Raw genomic sequence first — 20,057 nt, forward strand, 5'->3', positions numbered from 1 at the left:
AGCTTCCTTCAGATTCTACCTCACGATAGACACCCTTGCTGTTCGGCTATACACTTCCCACTATCCGGGCGTGTTCGGGACTTGCACCCGTTAGAGCGCGCCCATGGCGCGCAAACTTAAAAAAAGCTGCCGTAAATACGGCAGCCTTCTTATTGTTTTCATTATTATCTGTGTAACCTTCTGTATGATATATTATGCTTATCTTTACCGTTCTCAGTAACCACTTATCTGCTTTCCAGTTCACTGCGTTTCTTATCGATAAGTTTCTGGAGCTGTTCCAGATCTTCCAATGTGATATTATCGGATTCCAGAAGTGCGGTCATCATCTCCACTGGACTGATTTTTCTGCTTTTTGCGTTTCCTTTTAAATAGTCTTCTCTTGAAAGAAGAGGGGTATAATTTCTTGCATAAACTTTGCCGTTCATAGATGTTCCTGCAACTTTGATCAGGTTCTCTTTTAAAAGAAGCTCCAGGCATCTTCTTACTGTCGGCATTTTCAGTTCCGGTGCAATGTCATTGATCTCAAAAGCAGACAATGGTCTTCCTTCTTCCCAAAGCACATTCATAATATCATAACGTTTACCTTTTAAGATGTCCATCTTAAGATCTCCTTCCATTTTTAACCAGATATCACTATAATACAGAAATATCAGATTAATTACAATTACAGAGACCTTACACTCATTTACAGAGTTCTTACAAATTCATCTCATTCAGTTGATAATTTCGTCACAAAACGAGCTGTTTCTTTTCCAGCCGGTCGTATACCCACTCTCTGAAGAGGGTATAGATTACAGATACCATCGGAATAAAAATAAGCATTCCCACGATTCCCATCAGACTGCCACCGAGAGTTACAGCTACCAGCACCCAGATAGATGGAAGTCCAACGGAACCGCCTACTACATGCGGATAGATGAGGTTTCCTTCTATCTGCTGAAGAACAAGGAACAGCGCAAGGAACAGAACAGCTTTTAGCGGGCTTACCATCAGGATCAGGAAAAATGAAATCCAGCAGCCAATGATTCCGCCAAATACCGGGATCAATGCTGTAAATGAGATCAGAACGCCTACCAGCATTGCATATGGAAAGCGCAGGATCGTCATAGACACGAAGAACATACTTCCAAGAATGACGGCCTCGATACACTGTCCTGTAATAAAACTGGAAAAAATTCTGTTTGCCAGGTGCCATACATGTTCTATGTATCTGACCGGTTTCTCCGGAAAGATCGCGTACATGGCTTTCCTGATCTGCTGCTGAAGTTTTTCTTTCTGGAGAAGAATATAGCAGGCAAAAACAAAGCCGATGGATACGTTCATAGCGGTGCTAAGGAGTCCCATGGTGATGGACACTGTAGAAGAAACAATGTTATTTACGCCACTCTTGAGCACACTGAGTACAGAATCGATCATTTTACCCGGATCAATATCAAGGGACTGCGTCCATTTAACAATTTCCGGATTGTTTCCGAAAGCATTGTCTATCCATTTCTGAAAAACGGGGATGTTTTCTTCAATCTTTTTGCCGACACTTACGAAGGTTGCTCCCAATTCCGGCACTACTACCAGCATAACGATCACAAATACGCAAAGTACAAAGCAGATGGCCAGCACAAGACTGACCGGACGTGACAGTTTCTGGGCTGCTTTTTTCTTTTGTTTCAGGACTTTTCCGAATAAATGATGTTCAATGAATTTCATCGGGACATTCAGGATGAAGGCAATTCCGAATCCGATGATAAATGGGAACAGGAAACCTAAAAAAACTTTTGCTGTGCTGATAACGATATTGAGGTTCTGTACACCCAGATATAACAGGACAGCAAATGCGATGAGCCAGCGGATTTTTTTCATGTTTTCTTTGTTTAATTCCATTTTTTCTTTTCCCTTCTCTTTTATTTAATGGGTATTGTATCATATTTTATCTATAAAAGGGACGCTTAGAAAAATATTTTATCCAAAGGAAATTAAATGGTGGAAGTTAGATTTTTAAGTAAGCGCAAGCTAACAAAAAAGAATAATAAATTAAATCATAGAAAAGAATTGACAGTCAACTATAAATATTTTATAATCATTTTGTAAACAATATTAGAAAACTTATATATGTCCATAATCGGTTGGATGTTTCTACCAACTACCGTAATAGTTGTCTATAAGTTCTCTCCCCAAGGAGAAAGCATGAGGTAAAGGCAATATCGGTAGCTTTTTTTTGCCTTTCCTTAACTACGAAGAAAGAAGGTAATGATTATGAACAACAAAAAACAGACATTTGCACTTAAAGGAACGATCTGCTACAGCAGTTCTCAGACAGAGCTTTCTGTTACTGAGAGAGGTTATCTGGTATGTGAAGATGGGCGATGTGTCGGGGTGTTTGGCGAGTTTCCTGAGAAGTATGCAGGAATTGAATGTACAGATTTCGGTGATGAGCTTATTATTCCGGGTCTGACGGATCTTCATCTCCATGCTCCGCAGTATACGTTCCGTTCTTCAGGTATGGATCTGGAGCTGCTGGACTGGCTGAATACTTATACGTTCCCGCAGGAAGCGCGTTATGCAGATATCGATTTTGCAAAAGAGGCTTATTCTATTTTTGTTGAAGATATGAAGAAGAGCCCGAATACAAGAGCATGTATGTTTGGAACACTTCATGTTCCGGCTACGGAGCTTCTGATGGAGATGTTGGATAAAACCGGAATGAAGACTATGGTCGGCAAGGTAAATATGGACCGCAATGGTTCTGAGGAATTGCAGGAGGAAAGTGCTCAGGCTTCTGCTGATGCTACGGTTCAGTGGATTGAAGATACGCTGGACAAGTTTGAAAATGTAAAGCCAATCCTTACTCCGAGATTTACGCCATCCTGTTCTGATGAATTGATGGAGAAGCTTTCCGAGATTCAGAAGAAATATCATCTGCCGATGCAGTCCCACCTATCAGAGAATTTCGGTGAAATCGCATGGGTAAAGGAGCTTTGTCCGAATACACATTTCTATGGAGAAGCATATAGCCAGTTTGATCTTTTCGGCGGTGACTGCCCGACGATCATGGCTCACTGTGTTCATTCTTCCGATGAAGAAATTGCCCTTATGAAAAAACAGGGCGTTTACATTGCTCATTGTCCTCAGTCTAACACCAATCTTTCTTCCGGTATCTCTCCTGCGAGACGTTATCTGGATGAAGGCTTACATATCGGACTGGGCTCTGATATTGCAGGTGGAACTTCAGTTTCTATTCTGCGTGCCATGGCTGATGCCATTCAGGTTTCCAAGCTGTACTGGCGGCTGGTTGATTCTTCCATGAAGCCGCTTACCGTTGAAGAAGCCTTTTATATGGGAACAGAAGGAGGCGGTTCCTTCTTTGGAAAGGTCGGAAGCTTTAAGGAGGGTTATGAATTTGATGCGGTTGTGCTTAATGACAGCACTATTCCAACACCTTTGAAGCTTTCTCCGAAAAACAGACTGGAAAGATTGATCTATCTTTCCGATGACCGCAATATTACCGCTAAGTATGTAGCTGGAAAGAAGATTCTGTAACTGCAGGAAATACAGATTCCGGCGGCGATTTCTGATTTATCAGGACGATCAATTCTAGGAGTTTCACCCTGTTTTTTTGGGATGGTCGTCTGGATCGCCGCAGATTAACCGGCAATTTGTTACTGCTCACACTATGTACAGTAACGACAATTTTAAAATCAAAAGGGGGAAGGATTATGAACCTTGACAAATTGTTTCATCTCAAAGAGAACCACACTGACGTAAAGACGGAAGTCATGGCAGGTATTACCACATTCATGACAATGGCCTACATTCTGGCTGTTAATCCGAACATTCTGGAAGCGTCCGGCATGGACAGAGGAGCGGTTTTTACAGCAACTGCACTGTCATCCTTTATTGCCACCTGCCTGATGGCGTTACTTTCTAACTACCCGTTCGTTCTTGCACCGGGCATGGGCTTAAATGCCTACTTTGCATACACAGTTGTTCTCGGCATGGGATACAACTGGCAGCAGGCACTGGCAGCCGTATTTGTAGAAGGTATTATTTTTATACTTTTATCACTCACTAATGTGCGTGAAGCGATTTTTAACGCTATTCCAATGAACCTGAAACATGCAGTATCCGTCGGTATCGGTCTTTTCATTGCTTTTATCGGACTGCAGAACGCAAAGATTGTAGTTAACAATGACTCTACTCTGGTAAGCGTATTTTCCTTTAAATCTTCCGTATCCGGCGGAACATTTAATACTGAGGGAATCACTGTTCTGCTTGCATTGATCGGACTTCTGATCACTGCCATTCTTCTTGTAAAGAATGTAAAAGGAAATATCCTCTGGGGTATCCTGATCACATGGGGACTTGGGATCATCTGCCAGTTTATCGGACTTTATAAACCGGATGCAGCGGCTGGCTGGTACAGTCTCCTGCCGGATTTCTCAAACGGAATCTCTATTCCAAGCATGGCTCCGACATTTATGAAGATGGATTTCTCCATTGTCTTCACACTGGATTTCGTAGTCATCATGTTCGCATTCCTGTTTGTAGATATGTTCGATACACTTGGAACATTGATCGGTGTTGCTTCCAAAGCTGACATGCTTGATAAAGAAGGCAAACTTCCAAATATCAAAGGTGCTCTTCTTTCTGACGCAGTAGGAACTACAGTAGGTGCTATGTGCGGTACTTCTACAGTTACTACTTTCGTAGAGAGTGCTTCCGGTGTTGCTGAAGGCGGACGTACAGGACTTACTTCCCTGGTAGCAGCCATCCTTTTCGGATTATCACTGCTGTTATCCCCGATTTTCCTGGCAATCCCATCCTTTGCCACAGCACCGGCTCTGATCATCGTTGGATTCCTGATGCTCACATCAGTAACCAAGATTGACTTCAACGACATGACCGAAGCAATCCCGGCATTTATCGCGATCATCGCAATGCCGTTCCTGTACAGCATTTCCGAAGGTATCTCCATGGGTGTTATCTCCTATGTGATCATCAATGTTGTTACAGGTAAAGCAAAAGAAAAGAAGATCAGCGTACTGATGTATGTGCTTGCTGTACTGTTCATTCTGAAATATATCTTTATCTGACCCGAATATCAGAATTAAGAGTCAAGCGGATATTCGCAATCCGCTTCGCTACTTGCTCATAACCAAATAACTGCTTCGCAGTTTATCAGAAGGAGTTTGCATTCCTCCTGATACAAGCAAGTCCCCACCAACTGCTTATTGCTTTTCGCAATTGAAGCAGGGGACTTACTTGATTTGGTTAAACACTTACAACTACACATTTGCAAAAAGGAAGCCTCCTGCAGAGGCTTCTTTTTTATTCTCAGATCTATTACTTTAACAATCTTCTTTTACTTTCTTAATCTGTGTTGTATAATTATGAAAGCGTTTATTCATTTTACAAACCAGTTTGATAGTTGCAATTTATACGGTTTCTATCCACACTGTATGAATAAATATTTTGTATTATCCACATTTTATACATTTCATTTACACATTACTATTTATAAGGAAGGATTTTTTACAAATGCAAAAACAAAAGATACCTTTAAAAAATTCACTGCTCCTGCTTCTCGCGGCAGTTATCTGGGGCATCGCTTTTGTGGCTCAAAGCGTAGGCATGGATTATGTTGGAGGATTTACATTTAATGCAGTCCGTTCCCTGATTGGATCTGCGGTACTGATTCCTCTCATTCTTATTCTCGGACAGAAAAATTCCGGTGGCTCTACAACAGCAGAAACAACTGGCAGCTCCCACTCATCCGCCAGCACCATATCCAATATCCGGAAACGAAAAGATCTCATCATCGGCGGCATTTCCTGTGGGATCTGCCTTTGTCTGGCAAGTAACTTCCAGCAATTCGGCATTAAATATACTACTGTCGGAAAAGCCGGATTTATCACTGCCTGTTATATCGTGATCGTACCGATCATTGGACTGTTTCTTGGCAAAAAATGCAGCAAATTCATCTGGGCGGCGGTTGTAATGGCACTGATCGGACTTTATCTTCTGTGCATTACAGACGGATTCTCCATCGGAAAAGGCGACCTGCTTGTACTGGTATGTGCGTTCTTATTCTCCATACATATTCTGGTCATTGACCACTTTTCTCCGAATGTAGATGGAGTAAAACTTTCCTGCATCCAGTTCCTGACCTGCGGAATCCTGTCCGGAATTCCTGCTCTTCTGTTTGAGCATCCGGAGTTTTCATCTATTCTGGCAGCATGGCAGCCAATCCTCTATGCCGGAGTTATGTCCTGCGGTGTAGCATACACCCTGCAGATCATCGGTCAGAAAAACATGAATCCGACTGTCGCATCCCTGATCCTCAGCCTGGAATCCTGCATCTCCGTCCTCGCAGGATGGATGCTCCTTGGACAGCAGCTAAGTGCTAAAGAAATCTTTGGATGCGTGATCATGTTTGCTGCGATTATCCTTGCGCAGCTTCCGCAGAAGCAGACAGCATAATATCTCTGCCTGGTGCTATCGTTTTACTACTAAAGAGCGGCTGTTTCACAAAATGCTGTGAAACAACCGCTCCTTTACTTTTTCTATTCTTACTCTATTCCACTTCCCCCATTATTTTGTGGAAGTGCTCTTTTATCTTAGAAAAGCTCTCATCGCTCAGGTCATGCTCTAACTTGCAGGCATCCTCTCTCGCAACCTCAGGACTTACACCAAGGTGTTCGAGCATTGTACTCAGTACTGTATGTCGCTCATAAATATGAACCGCAATCTCATTTCCCTTTTCAAGAAGTGTCACCGTACCATAACGGTCCATCGCAATGTAACCATCTTCACGAAGCAGCTTCATCGCATGACTTACACTCGGTTTCGATACCCCAAGCATCGTTGCAATATCAATAGAACGAACTCCGCCCCCCTGTTTGGACAATACCAGGATTGCCTCTAAATAATCCTCCGCTGATTTTCTGATCTGCATTCAAAATACCTCCCATATTGTTTTGATATTAACACAATATGGAAAATTTTTCAATCGCTCTTCTTGAGAACAGTCGTCATTAACTGTTACTGCATTACTGTTCGCTCCGTTCTCAGTAACGTAGCCAAACTTCATTCCGGATTGCCTGCGGCAATGGAATTTGGGCTTGCGAGTCCCACCTCTCTCCGGTTCCATATGAAAAAACAGCGTCGAAAAATATTTCATTTCATGTGCATTTGCAGGATACTTAGATATTCTTAGCCACCAAAAATATGCGTTATGAGCCAGCAAGGACACTGTCTGAGCGAAGCGAGTTTGTCCTTGATGACTCATGCTTTTAGCAGATTTTTGACGGCTTAGAATATCTTAGTGTCCGAAACCGCACATGAAATGAAATATTTTTCGACGCGTCCCTATTGAAAGTAAAAAAGCCCCCAGACCAGTATTCCCACATACCAGTCAGGGAGCTTATCCCTTAAATTCCTAAAGCAATCTCCATCATCTTATTAAACGAAGTCTGTCTTGCCTCCGCAGAAATCGCTTCCTCTCTGAACATATGATCAGAAATAGTAAGAATACCCAGCGCCTCCTTACCAGCTCTTGCCGCATTCATAAATAATGCCGCACACTCCATCTCCGCGCAAAGAACTCCCATCTTTCTCCATGCCTTGGAACTCTCCGGATTATCACTGTAGAACACATCAGAAGACACAACAGTACCTACATGAACCGGAGTTCCCTGCTCTTTCGCAACTTCTACAGCTCTCTCAACCAGACTGTAACTTGCTGTCGGAGCAAATGTTCCAGGTAACTGATACTGGCTTCCGTAATTAGAATCTGTGCATGCACTCATGGCAATAACAACATCCATTACATTCACATCATCCTGTAAAGCACCTGCAGAACCGATACGGATAATCTTCTCTACATCATAAAAGTTATAAAGCTCATAGCTGTAGATACCCATAGACGGCATACCCATACCGCCACCCATAACGGATACCTGCTCTCCTTTATATGTTCCTGTATAACCGAACATATTTCTCACTGTGTTAAAGCATACCGGATTCTCCAGATATGTCTCTGCGATATATTTCGCACGCAGTGGATCTCCCGGCATCAGAACTTTCTTTGCAATGTCACCTTTCTTCGCGGTATTGTGTGGTGTTGGAATACACATAGTAATTTTCCTCCTTTTTGTTTTTATATAAATTTAATAAGTAACCTCTGCTTTTCCTTTACCTCTCGCCAGCAGCTCTTTCTGCAAGCGGATTGCCTCTTTCATCAGCGCCTCCGTATCCATCTTCAGCTTACCATCATATTTCAGGAACTCACCTGCTACCATAGTATATTTTACATTCTGGCTATTGCTGCTGTAAAGGATAGATGAGATCGGACTGTAAAATGGGAAAGTATCCGGCTGGTACAGATCCCAGATTACCAGATCTGCCGGTGCACCCTCTTTCATTCTTCCACTTCCAAACGGGAATGCCTGGTGACTTGCCATCAGATGTTTCCAGATTTCCTCAGCCGTATACTCTGCGGAATTTCTGTCCTGATACTTGCCAAGCAGACCAAACAGTCTTGCCTGTTCCATCGGATTCAGTGTATTGGAGCTTGCTGCACCGTCTGTTCCGAATCCGTAATTCAGTTTCTTATAATGATCAAAGAAACCGCCCTTACCGGATGCCAGTTTCATATAAGTCTTCGGGCAGAATGCAAACCAGGTATCATCTCTCAGATATTTCAGGTCATCCTCCTCGATCCATAAACCATGTCCGATCAAAACCTTACAGTCAAATCCGCCTGCCTCATGCAGGATTCCAAATGGTGTCATACCTGTCTCTTTTCTGGCTTTCTCTACCTGTACATCCTCTTCTGATACATGCAGATGGATCGGCAGATCCAGTTCTTTTGCCACATCAACGATCTCTTTCAGTGTCGGTGACGGGCAGGTATAGTTAGCATGCGGTCCCATGTGGAAAGAAATCTTGTCAGAATCATTTCTGTGCTCCTGGATAAATTCTTTCACCTGAGCCAGACGGTCATGGAAATCAGGAGTCATACCAAACAGTGTCGGTGCCAGATCTCCACGGATTCCTGTCTCTTTCACTGCTTTCAGTACCTGTTCCTCTCCGAAATAATGGTCTGCAAAAACTGTTACACCATTGTTGATCATCTCGGAGATTCCCATAAGTGTTCCGATATAAACATCATCATCTGTCATCTTGCTCTCATACGGCCAGATCATCTCATTGAACCAGGCATCTGCAGTTACATCCTCTGCAATTCCCTTAAAGATATTCATAGCTGTATGTGTATGCAGATTCGCCAGACTCGGACTTACAAAGTATTTGCTGCAGTCAATGTTCTCATCTGCAGCTACGGAATGGTCATCTTCACTCTCTGCTACAATCTTGAGGATTTTTCCATCTTTAATATATACATTCTGTTTCAGAGTGCATTTTGCTTCTTCATCCAGAATTCCTGCACCCTGCAGTAAAATTGTTTTCTGCATTAATTTCACCCTTTCTATATTGCCAGTAAAATCTATCTGTGATAGCATGTTTCTCGTAATAGTTCATTATCAATTTCTGTCTGCCAGATTTACATAATAAGATATCAGAATCAAAAACATCTTATTTTCAGGCAAAATTATGGCATTTCAACAGAAATTATTTTTTCATAATTACACAATCTCACATCATCAGAAGGAGTTTCCATCATGAAAAAAGCACTGATCATTGGTTCTACTGTTGTAGATGTTATCGTAAATCTTGTTGATTCTCTTCCAAGAACCGGAGAGGATGTTCATGTCCGCAGCCAGCACATGTCTCTGGGCGGATGCGCTTACAATGTTTCTGATTCTGTCCGTCATTTCCAGGTTCCTTACATTCTGTTCTCCCCTGTAGGTACAGGAGTTTACGGATATTTCGTAAGAGAAGAATTAAAGAAAAAAGGTATCGTCAGTCCTATTCCGTCCCCGAATATGGATAACGGATGCTGCTACTGCTTCGTAGAAAAAAGCGGTGAGCGCACTTTCATCTGTTATCATGGTGCGGAATACCTGTTTCAGAAAGACTGGTTTAAACGCATTGATCTGGAAGAAATTGACTCTGTCTATATCTGCGGTCTGGAGATCGAGGAAGTGACAGGAGTCAATGTCGTAGAGTTCCTGGAAAAGAACCCGCAGCTCACTGTTTTCTTCGCCCCCGGACCAAGACTTACAGTCATTGACCAGACTCTTGTAAACCGCATTTATAACCTCTCACCGATCCTGCATCTCAATGAAACAGAAGCACTGGATGCCAGCGGAAAATCCACCATTTCAGAGGCAGGTGCCTATCTCTATGGTAAAACACACAACACTGTGATCATTACTCTCGGAGAAAAAGGCTGCTACTATTTCGACGGAGCCACCGAAGAAATCGTTCCTCCGGTACCGACCACTCAGGCAGATACCATCGGTGCTGGTGACTCTCATATCGGTTCTGTCATTGCCTGTCTGAAAAAAGGTGACAGTTTACATGATGCAATCGCAAAAGCAAACCGTGTTTCCTCTGCTGTTGTAGCAACTCCGTCTGCAATTTTGCCAGATGAAGAGTTTGCAAAACTAGATTTGTAAATAAACCAACAAAAGACAAGTTACAAATATCAGCTTAACTCAATCTCAATTTTCAATCCTCAAATTCATATCCGTACAATTAATTTCAGGAGTTTGAAATAAGATTCACTCAATTCTTATTATCTCGTATACAAGCATCCCTGCTCTATTGCTGTCTGCAATATAAGCAGGGATTTTTTTAATTAAAGCATTATTTTTTATTTACCACTCAGACACTCTTTTTTCTTCTTCTGGCCATAATAGTAAATACCAAGTCCGATCAGAGTAGTCAGATAAGGTACCATCAGGATGATCTCATACGGCATAACAGAGGTAAGCTGCATAACGTTTGCAACCGCCTGTGCGATACCAAAGAGCAGGGATACCAGGAATCCTCCGATTGGGGTGTTTCCACCCATACTTGCTGCTGCCAGAGCGATGAAACCACGGCCACCTGCCATATCCTTTGTGAACATGTTCATATATCCACCGGAAAGATAGAAGCCACCCATAGCTGCCAGCACACCACTGATGATCAGTGCGATATACTGAATCTTACGGGAACTGATACCTACAGATTCTGCTGCATTCTTGTTCTCGCCGACTGCACGGATCGCAAGTCCCAGAGGAGTCTTGTACAGGAACAGATGAAGCAGGATCACTGCCAGGATAGAAAACCATGTCAGGATATTCTGTCCGGAAAGAACCTGTCCGATAAACGGAATCTTGTCAATAAGCGGAATTGTTACAGACGGTGCAGACACGCTTCGGATAGAGGAAGAAACTCCTCGGTCTCCGGAAACTGCAACCAGAAGTAATACCGTACCGCCGGTAGCCGTCAGGTTGATAGCGATTGCTGCCAGGATCTCGTCTGTCTTCAGGTTCAGGATAAAGAACGCAAGGATCATACCGATCAGTCCGCCGATCACCATTGTGATCAGAAGTCCCAGCCATGCGCTGTGTGTCATTGATGAAAAAATAACTCCGAACAAAGCAGAAAACAGCATGATTCCCTCGAGGGCCATATTACAGATTCCGGCTTTTGCAGCAATGGCAGCTGCCAGAGTTGCAAACAGGATCGGAGTTGCCGATCTTAAAATTGTCGCAAAAAAGTCAGGGGATAAAATCGCGCTCCACATACCTATGCCTCCTCATCTTTCAGTGCTGCTTTTGCTTCTTTGGCAATGATCTTATGTTTATACTTGCTCAGGAACTGTTCAGCAACTACAAGCAGAATGATGATACCCTGTGTGATCTGTACGATCTCCAGTGTAACGTCAGTTCTACGTGCCATGATAGAAGCTCCTGTACGCAGATAAGCAAGGAACAAAGCTGCAAAAGGTGTATACAACGGGTTCTTTTTGGAAAGTGTACAGATGATGATCGCATCCCATCCATATCCAAGAAGGGAGGTCCAGGTAAATCTGTTATAGATCGGGCTGAGCATTTCCACACCACCGCCGAGACCTGCAACAAAACCACCCAGAAGCTGGGAGATCATGATAACTTTCACAATACTGATTCCGGAATATTTTGCAAATTCTTCATTCTCACCTGCAAGGCGGAGTTCATATCCGGTCTTTGTTCTGTAAAGGAAGAAGTATCCGAGAACAGCTACTGCGATCGCAATGATAAATCCTAAATGTACACGGGTTCCAGGGATCAGTACCGGAAGCTCTGCAGCGTCTGCCAGCTTATAGGAAGCAGCACTGGCTTTCGGATCACCGATCACGTTATTTAACATATAGTTTCCAAAATATAACGCCAGATAGTTGATCATCAGGGATGAAACCATCTCAGACGCTGTTGTTGTAATTTTCATGATAGCAGGGATTGCTGTAAACAGCGCACCTACCAGACCAGCACAAAGAAGTGCCATAAATGGTGATACAAAAGTGGCAGTTAATTTAATTGCCACGCAGGATGCGATCAGACCACCAATGTGGAATGCACCCTCACCAGCCAGGTTGATCTGGTTTGCAGAGAACATGATGCAGACACCAGTACCTGTAAAGATCAGCGGAATCATGGATTCCACTACGTTTCCCATACTTCTCTTGTTTGTAAAAGGACCGATCAGCAAATATTTGATTGCTTCCAGCGGCTGATCACTTACCATGAAGATAATCACAAAAGAGATGGCAAGTGCGATCAGGACGGAAAAGACGGTCCTCACCATATCAAATTTCTTTGCACTATTCATATAATACTCCCTCCAGTACATCATCATGCTTAATACCCAGCATATGCTGTCCAAGCTCATCCTCTGTTACATTCTCCACGTCTGTAAAGAATCCGGCAAATTTGCCTTTGTACATAACAGCCAGTCTGTCACTCAGGGAGAAAATCTCTGTAAGGTCCGCAGAGATCAGGATAACCGCACATCCCGCATCACGGAACTCCAGCAGTCTCTTTCTGATAAATGCCGCAGCACCAACGTCGATACCACGTGTCGGCTGGTTCGCAATAATAATATCCGGACCTGTTGAGAATTCTCTGGCAACGATAACTTTCTGGATATTACCACCGGAAAGCATTCCCACGTTCTGCTTTCTGGATTTACACTTAACCATATATTCCTTAATCAGCTCATCACTTCTCTGTTCCATTGCCTTGCGTTTCAGCAGGAATTTTCCGGAGAATCTCTTATCTTTATACTGATTGGAGAACATATTTTCCATGATACTCAGGGTTCCTGCACATCCGGAAGTCATACGGTCCTCAGGGATATGTGCCAGCTTCATCTCTCGGATATCCTCAATAGAAGCATTTGTAATATCCTGTCCTTTGATCTTGATCTCACCTTTGTACTTCTTGTTCAAACCTGTCAGTGTGTCGATCAGCTCACTCTGTCCGTTACCCTCAACTCCGGCGATTCCAAGGATCTCACCGCCTTTCAGGTCAAAGGAAAGATCGTCAACTTTCAGGACACCCTGTGCATTATGTACAGTCAGGTTCCGTACTCTCATAAATACGTCATCTGTAAGATGCTGCTCTTTCTTGTCAAATTTCAGGGAAACTTCTCTTCCCACCATCAGACGGGACATTTCCTGTGTGGAGATATCCTTTACCTCGTATGTTCCCATACTACGTCCATTTCTCATGATAGTTGCACGGTCGCAGATCTTCTTGATCTCATCCAGCTTATGGGAAATAAAGATAATCGTATGGCCTTTCTCTCTCAGCTTCATCAGCTGGATGAAAAGCTCGTCTGTTTCCTGTGGAGTCAGTACTGCTGTCGGCTCATCCAGGATCAGGATCTCAGCACCTCTGTAAAGGGCTTTCAGGATCTCTACCTTCTGTTTGATACCAACCGGGATCTCCTCTACTTTCTGACGGACATCAATGTCGAAGTTGTACTCTTTTGCAATGTCCTCTGCTGCCTTGATCGCCTTGTCCATATCAATGAACAGACCTTTCTTCGGCGCAACTCCCAGAATGATATTCTCAGCAACTGTCAGTGACGGTACCAGCATGAAGTGCTGATGTACCATACCGATTCCCTTACTGATAGCATCCTGCGGAGATTTGATAGTTGTAGGCTGTCCCTTGAGAATGATCTCACCCTGATCCGGTGCTTCCAGTCCGAAAAGAACTTTCATCAGTGTACTCTTACCGGCACCATTCTCACCGAGCATCGCGTGAATCTCGCCCTTACGAAGCTCAAGGGATACATCTTCATTGGCTACCACACCATTGCCGTAAATTTTCATGATGTGGTTCATCTGTAATACAGTCTGATTATCCAATCCGTTCACCTCGTTTCTTATTTGTCGCATATATCAGGTTCAAAAAACTCAAAAACACTCATCACTATGCAGCTAAGCTTTTGGAACCTGATATCATTGCTCATCTCTGATATAGTATCGTGTTAAAACGTATACTTATCTAAACAAGAATGCGCATCATGCGAAACAGCATGACGCGCACCTTTGCTTATCATCTTGATATATCAGAATACAGACACATCACCAGCCTAAGGCTTGGTCGTTTTTCAATATTCAGTTCAATTAGCTTAATTTTGCAGAGTCGATCAGCGCCTGAACATCATCTGGGCTCATTGCATCGTCGCCGAGAGTTGTTGGAACTGTGATCTTTCCATCGATGATATCCTGTTTCAGTTCTTCAACTTTTGTACGGATATCTTCCGGAACTACTTCTTCGTAATGTTCGTCTTCTACAAGTTCAACACCGCCGTCTGCAAGTCCAAGGTATTCAAGAGTACCATATGGAAGTTCTCCATCCATGTCTTCTTTGATCGCACGAACCAGAGAGTTACCTACGTTCTTAAGAGCGGATGTCGGAATGTTTGCTGCATAATCCGGAAGAACTGCTGCCTGGTCAGAGTCAACACCGAATGCATATCTGCCTGCATCAACAGCTGCCTCGATCTGTCCAAGACCTGCACTACCTGCTACGTTAAATCCTACGTCTGCGCCATTCTGGTACTGAGTAAGAGCCATATCTTTACCAGCTGCGGAATCATAGAAGTTACCTACATAAGCAAGCGCAACCTGTGTTTCTTCGTCGATATCTTTCGCACCCTGGATGTATCCAACAAGGAAGTCCTCGATAACGGAGTTGTCCATACCACCAAGGAATCCGATGATCTTATTGGACGGATCAACCATTTCAAGAGAATCATCTGTTGTCATCATAGCAGCCATAGCTCCGAGAAGATAAGATACTTCGTTCTGTTTGTACATTACATTGTATACATTGTCCTCTCCGCCTGCGCTAAAATCAAAAGCTTCATCAAAGAAGATGAATTTCTGATCCGGATAATCATTTGCTGCATTTGTAAGAGCATCCATCATCTGATAAGTACCGCAGATGATCATATCGTAAGAACCGTCATCACAATAGTCGTACATTGTCGGCTCCCATTTTGCTTCGTCTGCAGATGTAGCACCCATCTGTTCTACTTTGTATGTGAACTTGTCTTCTCCAAGTTCTTCCTGCAGTGCTTCCATTCCTGAGTTTGCAGAGTCAAAGAATGATTTGTCTCCGAGAGTTCCGTTAAGCAGAAGTGCTACTTTGTATGGTTCTCCATCGTCTTTGGCCATAACTGGTACTGCTGCTACTCCCATGGACAGGATCATTGATGCGGTAAGAGTTGCTGCTACTAATTTTTTCTTCATTATTTCGTTCCTCCTTTTCCTTTTGCCTGTTCAGCCATTTTGATACTCTTTACTGTTTTCTGAACTAACTCCTCCAGAGAAATGGTTCTGTATTCTCCCCTCATGTAGGTGTCCAGCCTGGAAAAAGCCGGATGGATCAGTTCAGCGGGAATCGCTTTGGTTCCCTGTTGAATTGCCAGAAGCGGCATGATCATTCCCGCATTGCAGTCCACATCAACACCACACATGGTAATGATATGAAGTGTCTCACGGAAATCGCCGTTTCCATATATTAATGCGATGATCTCGCAGCAGGCATTCGGGTACGCATGGATCCAGTTGTACTTATGGAACTTGTCCATACATGCCTTTAATGCATCCTGCCAGTGCTCATAACGTATACAGCAGTCATACGCATAAGAGATCACCGAATAATATTCACTGTCTTTCGGAATCAGATCTATGGAAGTTCTCACCACATTCCGGATATCCGTATCCACAAATGCCAGTGAAGTCATCACTGCGTTGAAAACTTCTCCAAGAATTCCGTTGTTCGCATGGGAAACCTCTCCGTCCCTCCATGCAAGCATTGCTGCGATATAAGGTTTCCCTGGTGCCGCCATGCCGCATACACCGGCTCTCATCTGAGCCCCGATCCATTCATTGAACGGATTACAATGTGTACCGCTCTCCGGCGGGAAAATCCCATTCTTGATATTGCGGATCGCCAGTTCCTCAGCAGACCATCCACAAGGGATCAGTCCCACCCAGGCAAGTGCAATATCCTCCGAGGTTACCTCATATCCTTTCTTTGAAAATGCATCCAGAAATGCAAGTTCAAAAGTTATATCATCATTATATGTATTGGGCTCTCTCAAAAATCCCTTTACATCTCCAAAAGCCTTAACTAAATTCTCGCTGGTATAGCCCTCGACCATAGTTCCCATGGCACCGCCCACCAGCTGCGCAAGCCACCCTGCGTGGATCTTGTCCGCAAACTCCTCTGTTGTACAGTCTACAGAAACTGCCTCCGGAAAAATGACCTGCTCTTCATACTCCTCAAAGGAGTGATAATACCTGTAATTCCAGTAAGGCGATGTCTCATCTTTCACTGCATGTGCCAGTTCTCTTCGAAGCTGTGCGGAAACCTGATGAAGTTTCACAAAGTCTCCTGCTTCATGTGCCGCAAGTCCTTCGTGTAAAAGCTGATAGCCTTTCTCACTGACCAGATAACCTCTGTTCTCCAACGCCTGGACCGCTGCCACCATGATCTTCTCCGGTGCTCCGGATCCCGGTACATTGCTGCCCCAGTCAAGAGACAGGTTGTCATCATAGAAACCAGACACATCTACGTTATCCGTCCATGTCTGCTCTTCTTCGCTGCGGATCACGGGCTGTGCATTATGAAAAATCTCCTGTGCCATCTCCCATGCTTTCATAGGTTTGTCTCCTTTTTTTGGTGTTATTGACCAGAATATTGATGTTTTCGTCAATATTTTAGTTTAATATATCTATTGTAACTTACTTTCAAAAGAATTTCCACCCTTTTTTCTGACAAAAAATATATATTTTGGTGATTCTGAAAATACTTTCTTTCATTTCAGCCAGTTTCACTCTCATATTTAGATATCTTCCCGATTTTCGAAAATAATTGTCTGATAATTTTCTCAAAGGACTGGCAAGCCGCATTTTTTTCCTGTATAATAGCGTGATACAATGTTAACTGCATATGATATTTTCATTTTTCTTTATGAAAATATCACCCGGGGATTTCTGTCAGTTACAGATAAACGACAGTCATCCCGTAACATTTTACTATTTAGGAGGAGGAAATCTTTTTATGTACGCATTTTTTACTCTGCTTGCAGGTGCCTGCCAGTCTGCCATGGGCAGTCTGAACCGCATGCTCACAGATTATGTGGGCATGTTCGGCATGAGTCTTGTAGTTCACGCTGTCGGCGGTATTCTTCTGATCCTGTACATGAAGCTGTACTGCCATGAAAAATTAAAAATTTCCGGAATGCCATGGTACCTGTATTCTGCAGGATTCTTCGGCATCTTTCTGGTTGTCACTTCCAGTTACTGTATCGGAGCCCTCGGAGTATCCGTCATGACCTGTCTCTCTGTTACAGGACAGCTTGTGATCTCCGCAGTGATCGACCACTTCGGCTGGTTCGGAGTTCCTAAGATCCCGTTCAACCTGAAGCGTCTTCCCTGCTTCGCACTGATCCTGATCGGACTGATCATCATCAATCTTTCATGAAAGGAGCTTCGATATGGCATTTGTACTTACTCTGGCATTCGTAAACGGATGCGCAACTGTAATCTCAAAGATGATCAATTACCGCTGTACCAAATATCTCGGAACAAATAATGGTTCCCTTGTAAACTACATCGTTGCTACAGTGTTATCTTTTATTCTTCTGCTGGTATCCACCAGATTCTCCGTGGATCTGTATTCTTTCGGACAGGCACCGTGGTGGGCTTACCTTGGAGGTGCATTCGGGATCGTGGCATTTATCATTTCCATGATCACCCTCTCACACCTCAAGGTTATGGAATCCACCATTCTCCTGCTGGTTGGTCAGTTAACCGCAGGTATTCTCTTCGATGCTCTGATGTTCCAGAATATCAGCCTTAAGAAAATCCTTGGCATCGTTCTTGTTGCCGCAGGTATTATCTGGGACAATCGGATTTCGCACGGTCCTGAGCAATAAGCAGTCTCAGTGCTCCCACACCCACGCGCACAGCCATGTCTGTGTCGTGGCACTGCGGGTTGTCCATTCCTCTCTTCGCTCTCTCCTGATTACCTACAGCAAGAAAAGCTGCACCGCAGCGAACTCTCAGATAGCTGCCTACTGTGAAAAGAGCAGCTGATTCCATTTCAGATGCAAGGCATCCAAGTCTCATCCATGCTTCCCATTTATTTTCAAGTTCATAACTTACAGGTTTTGTCTGTGGTGAATGCTGTCCATAGAAAGAATCTTTACTCTGTACAACACCTGTATGATAATTGCATCCCATTTCTTTTGCAGATTCTACCAGAGCATTGACCACGTCCAGGTTTGCCACTGCCGGAAATTCGATCGGTGCGTATTCTTTACTTGTTCCCTCCATACGGATAGAACCGGTTGCCACGATAATGTCGCCGCCTTTTACCTCAAGGTCCATGCCGCCGCAGGTTCCTACTCTGATAAAGGTATCTGCGCCGCACTGTACCAGTTCTTCCAGTGCGATAGATGTGGACGGACCACCGATCCCTGTAGAGGTTACGCTGACTTTCTCTCCGTCCAGATAGCCTGTGTAGGTTACAAATTCTCTCTTATCTGCGATCTGTACCGGATCATCGAAATATTTGGCGATTGCCGCACATCTCTTCGGATCTCCTGGCATAAGTACATATTTGCCTACCTCTCCCGGTGCTACATCAATGTGAAATGCTCTTCCGTTGTCTGAATAAACCATAACTTGTCCTCTCTTTCCTTTTTATGTTTTATTTTGAAATTTTGTTTTAACTTCGGCACATATATTTTTCATATGCTCTTTAAACTGAATTAAGTAAGTTTGATACTTCAATCACAAATATTTGTTGACCAATTCCCTATAATATCACACAGAAAATATCTGCATTTATCATGCCTGAGTTTTTTCAATGGCATTAATTCCGTCTTAATTTCGCACTTTTAATATTGCTATTAGTTACTCAGCGCACAGACGGCTGCATACTGTTTTTGTCTCGTCAATAGCTTCACGCAGAATCTCTTCTCCATCCAGTTCCTGGATATCAATCCCATCTGCATATACGCAGGCATATTCATCAATTCCAAAGAACTTGCACAGAGCCTCCATATAGGTGCTTCCCTGCTCCATATCGCTGTCTGCCCAGATTCCTCCACGTGTAGTAAGGAAAAGCATCCATTTCGCCTTACAGAGACCATACAGGCCCTCTTCATTGCATCCAAAGGTAATGCCCTCTGCGGATACATTCTCAATGTAAACCTTGAGAACTGCCGGAACGCTCAGATCCCAGAACGGGGCAGCTATGATCATTCCATCTGCCTCACGGAACTGATTCCCGTACTTAAATACCGGTGCATCATACTCTTTCTTTGCCAGAAGCTCATCACGTTCTCTCAATGTCTCTGTCTTCCAGTACATTAAATCCAGATCCATAAGGTTCAAAATCTCCAGATTCCAGTCCGGATGTTCTTTTCTTACAGTGTCCAGCGCTGCATCCAGAAGTTTCTTTGTTCTGGATTCTTCTCTGCGGACACACGCATCGATCACAAGAATTGTTTTTTTCAAAACATTTCCTCCTGTTTTTTCATATTTATTTTTTACATTGTTTATTTTGCATACAATTATATAGGTTTTCAGATTTTTT

18 protein-coding genes and 1 riboswitch are annotated in these 20,057 nt (G+C 43.4%); of the genes, 6 read left to right on the forward strand and 12 right to left on the reverse strand.

Going from position 1 to position 20,057, the window contains the following annotated elements:
* Positions 1-224 precede the first annotated feature (224 nt).
* Positions 225-599, reverse strand: coding sequence for a BlaI/MecI/CopY family transcriptional regulator (locus KQI87_RS16020; RefSeq protein WP_253292573.1), 375 nt, complete (start codon positions 597-599; stop codon positions 225-227).
* Between the two features lie 130 nt (positions 600-729).
* Complete coding sequence (locus KQI87_RS16025; RefSeq protein ID WP_216460971.1) at positions 730-1,878, reverse strand: AI-2E family transporter; 1,149 nt, start codon at positions 1,876-1,878, stop codon at positions 730-732.
* 202 nt (positions 1,879-2,080) lie between these two features.
* A riboswitch (purine riboswitch) is annotated at positions 2,081-2,176 on the forward strand.
* 74 nt (positions 2,177-2,250) lie between these two features.
* On the opposite strand from KQI87_RS16025, the gene KQI87_RS16030 reads away from it, so the two are divergent.
* From KQI87_RS16030 to KQI87_RS16040, 3 genes are all read left to right on the forward strand, one after another.
* Positions 2,251-3,534, forward strand: a complete 1,284-nt coding sequence (locus tag KQI87_RS16030; RefSeq protein WP_330655929.1) for an amidohydrolase family protein — start codon at positions 2,251-2,253, stop codon at positions 3,532-3,534.
* Positions 3,535-3,710: 176 nt separating this feature from the next.
* Entirely contained in the window at positions 3,711-5,087 is a 1,377-nt protein-coding gene (locus KQI87_RS16035) for an NCS2 family permease (protein WP_128866305.1), read from the forward strand.
* 460 nt (positions 5,088-5,547) lie between these two features.
* A complete protein-coding gene (locus KQI87_RS16040) occupies positions 5,548-6,474 on the forward strand; it encodes a DMT family transporter (protein WP_216461034.1) in 927 nt (308 codons plus the stop codon).
* Between the two features lie 94 nt (positions 6,475-6,568).
* Here the strand turns inward: KQI87_RS16040 and KQI87_RS16045 are convergent, their stop codons facing one another.
* The 3 genes from KQI87_RS16045 to KQI87_RS16055 all read right to left on the reverse strand — a co-directional run bounded on the left by KQI87_RS16045 (position 6,569) and on the right by KQI87_RS16055 (position 9,467).
* Positions 6,569-6,949, reverse strand: coding sequence for a metal-dependent transcriptional regulator (locus tag KQI87_RS16045; protein WP_216460973.1), 381 nt, complete (start codon positions 6,947-6,949; stop codon positions 6,569-6,571).
* 475 nt (positions 6,950-7,424) lie between these two features.
* Entirely contained in the window at positions 7,425-8,129 is a 705-nt protein-coding gene (gene deoD, locus KQI87_RS16050) for a purine-nucleoside phosphorylase (protein ID WP_216460974.1), read from the reverse strand.
* A gap of 33 nt (positions 8,130-8,162) precedes the next feature.
* Positions 8,163-9,467 carry an amidohydrolase family protein gene (locus KQI87_RS16055; RefSeq protein ID WP_216460975.1) on the reverse strand — a complete coding sequence of 435 codons (1,305 nt, stop codon included), beginning with the start codon at positions 9,465-9,467 and terminating at the stop codon, positions 8,163-8,165.
* 207 nt (positions 9,468-9,674) lie between these two features.
* Here KQI87_RS16055 and KQI87_RS16060 point away from each other — a divergent pair, with 207 nt between their 5' ends.
* Positions 9,675-10,574 carry a PfkB family carbohydrate kinase gene (locus tag KQI87_RS16060; RefSeq protein WP_216460976.1) on the forward strand — a complete coding sequence of 300 codons (900 nt, stop codon included), beginning with the start codon at positions 9,675-9,677 and terminating at the stop codon, positions 10,572-10,574.
* Between the two features lie 197 nt (positions 10,575-10,771).
* Here the strand turns inward: KQI87_RS16060 and KQI87_RS16065 are convergent, their stop codons facing one another.
* From KQI87_RS16065 to KQI87_RS16085, 5 genes are all read right to left on the reverse strand, one after another.
* Complete coding sequence (locus tag KQI87_RS16065) at positions 10,772-11,692, reverse strand: ABC transporter permease (RefSeq protein ID WP_216460977.1); 921 nt, start codon at positions 11,690-11,692, stop codon at positions 10,772-10,774.
* A 2-nt stretch (positions 11,693-11,694) separates the two neighbouring features.
* Positions 11,695-12,756, reverse strand: coding sequence for an ABC transporter permease (locus KQI87_RS16070; RefSeq protein WP_216460978.1), 1,062 nt, complete (start codon positions 12,754-12,756; stop codon positions 11,695-11,697).
* Entirely contained in the window at positions 12,749-14,311 is a 1,563-nt protein-coding gene (locus KQI87_RS16075) for an ABC transporter ATP-binding protein (RefSeq protein ID WP_442860628.1), read from the reverse strand. The genes KQI87_RS16070 and KQI87_RS16075 overlap by 8 nt, the downstream gene beginning before the upstream one ends.
* Positions 14,312-14,563: 252 nt before the next feature.
* Positions 14,564-15,694 carry a BMP family lipoprotein gene (locus tag KQI87_RS16080; protein WP_216460980.1) on the reverse strand — a complete coding sequence of 377 codons (1,131 nt, stop codon included), beginning with the start codon at positions 15,692-15,694 and terminating at the stop codon, positions 14,564-14,566.
* On the reverse strand, positions 15,694-17,112 hold the full coding sequence (locus KQI87_RS16085) for an ADP-ribosylglycohydrolase family protein (protein WP_216460981.1): 1,419 nt from the start codon (positions 17,110-17,112) through the stop codon (positions 15,694-15,696). The genes KQI87_RS16080 and KQI87_RS16085 overlap by 1 nt, the downstream gene beginning before the upstream one ends.
* 401 nt (positions 17,113-17,513) lie before the next feature.
* On the opposite strand from KQI87_RS16085, the gene KQI87_RS16090 reads away from it, so the two are divergent.
* Positions 17,514-17,936, forward strand: coding sequence for a DMT family transporter (locus KQI87_RS16090; RefSeq protein WP_216460982.1), 423 nt, complete (start codon positions 17,514-17,516; stop codon positions 17,934-17,936).
* A gap of 13 nt (positions 17,937-17,949) precedes the next feature.
* Complete coding sequence (locus tag KQI87_RS16095) at positions 17,950-18,390, forward strand: DMT family transporter (RefSeq protein ID WP_216460983.1); 441 nt, start codon at positions 17,950-17,952, stop codon at positions 18,388-18,390.
* Here KQI87_RS16095 and udp read toward each other — a convergent pair.
* Positions 18,350-19,138, reverse strand: a complete 789-nt coding sequence (udp, locus tag KQI87_RS16100; protein ID WP_216460984.1) for a uridine phosphorylase — start codon at positions 19,136-19,138, stop codon at positions 18,350-18,352. The two genes, KQI87_RS16095 and udp, sit on opposite strands and share 41 nt — an antisense overlap.
* A gap of 234 nt (positions 19,139-19,372) precedes the next feature.
* Complete coding sequence (locus KQI87_RS16105; RefSeq protein WP_216460985.1) at positions 19,373-19,978, reverse strand: NAD(P)H-dependent oxidoreductase; 606 nt, start codon at positions 19,976-19,978, stop codon at positions 19,373-19,375.
* Positions 19,979-20,057 lie beyond the last annotated feature (79 nt).

Origin of the sequence: Blautia sp. MSJ-9 (genome assembly GCF_018919065.1) — a bacterium.
Taxonomy (GTDB): domain Bacteria; phylum Bacillota; class Clostridia; order Lachnospirales; family Lachnospiraceae; genus Blautia_A.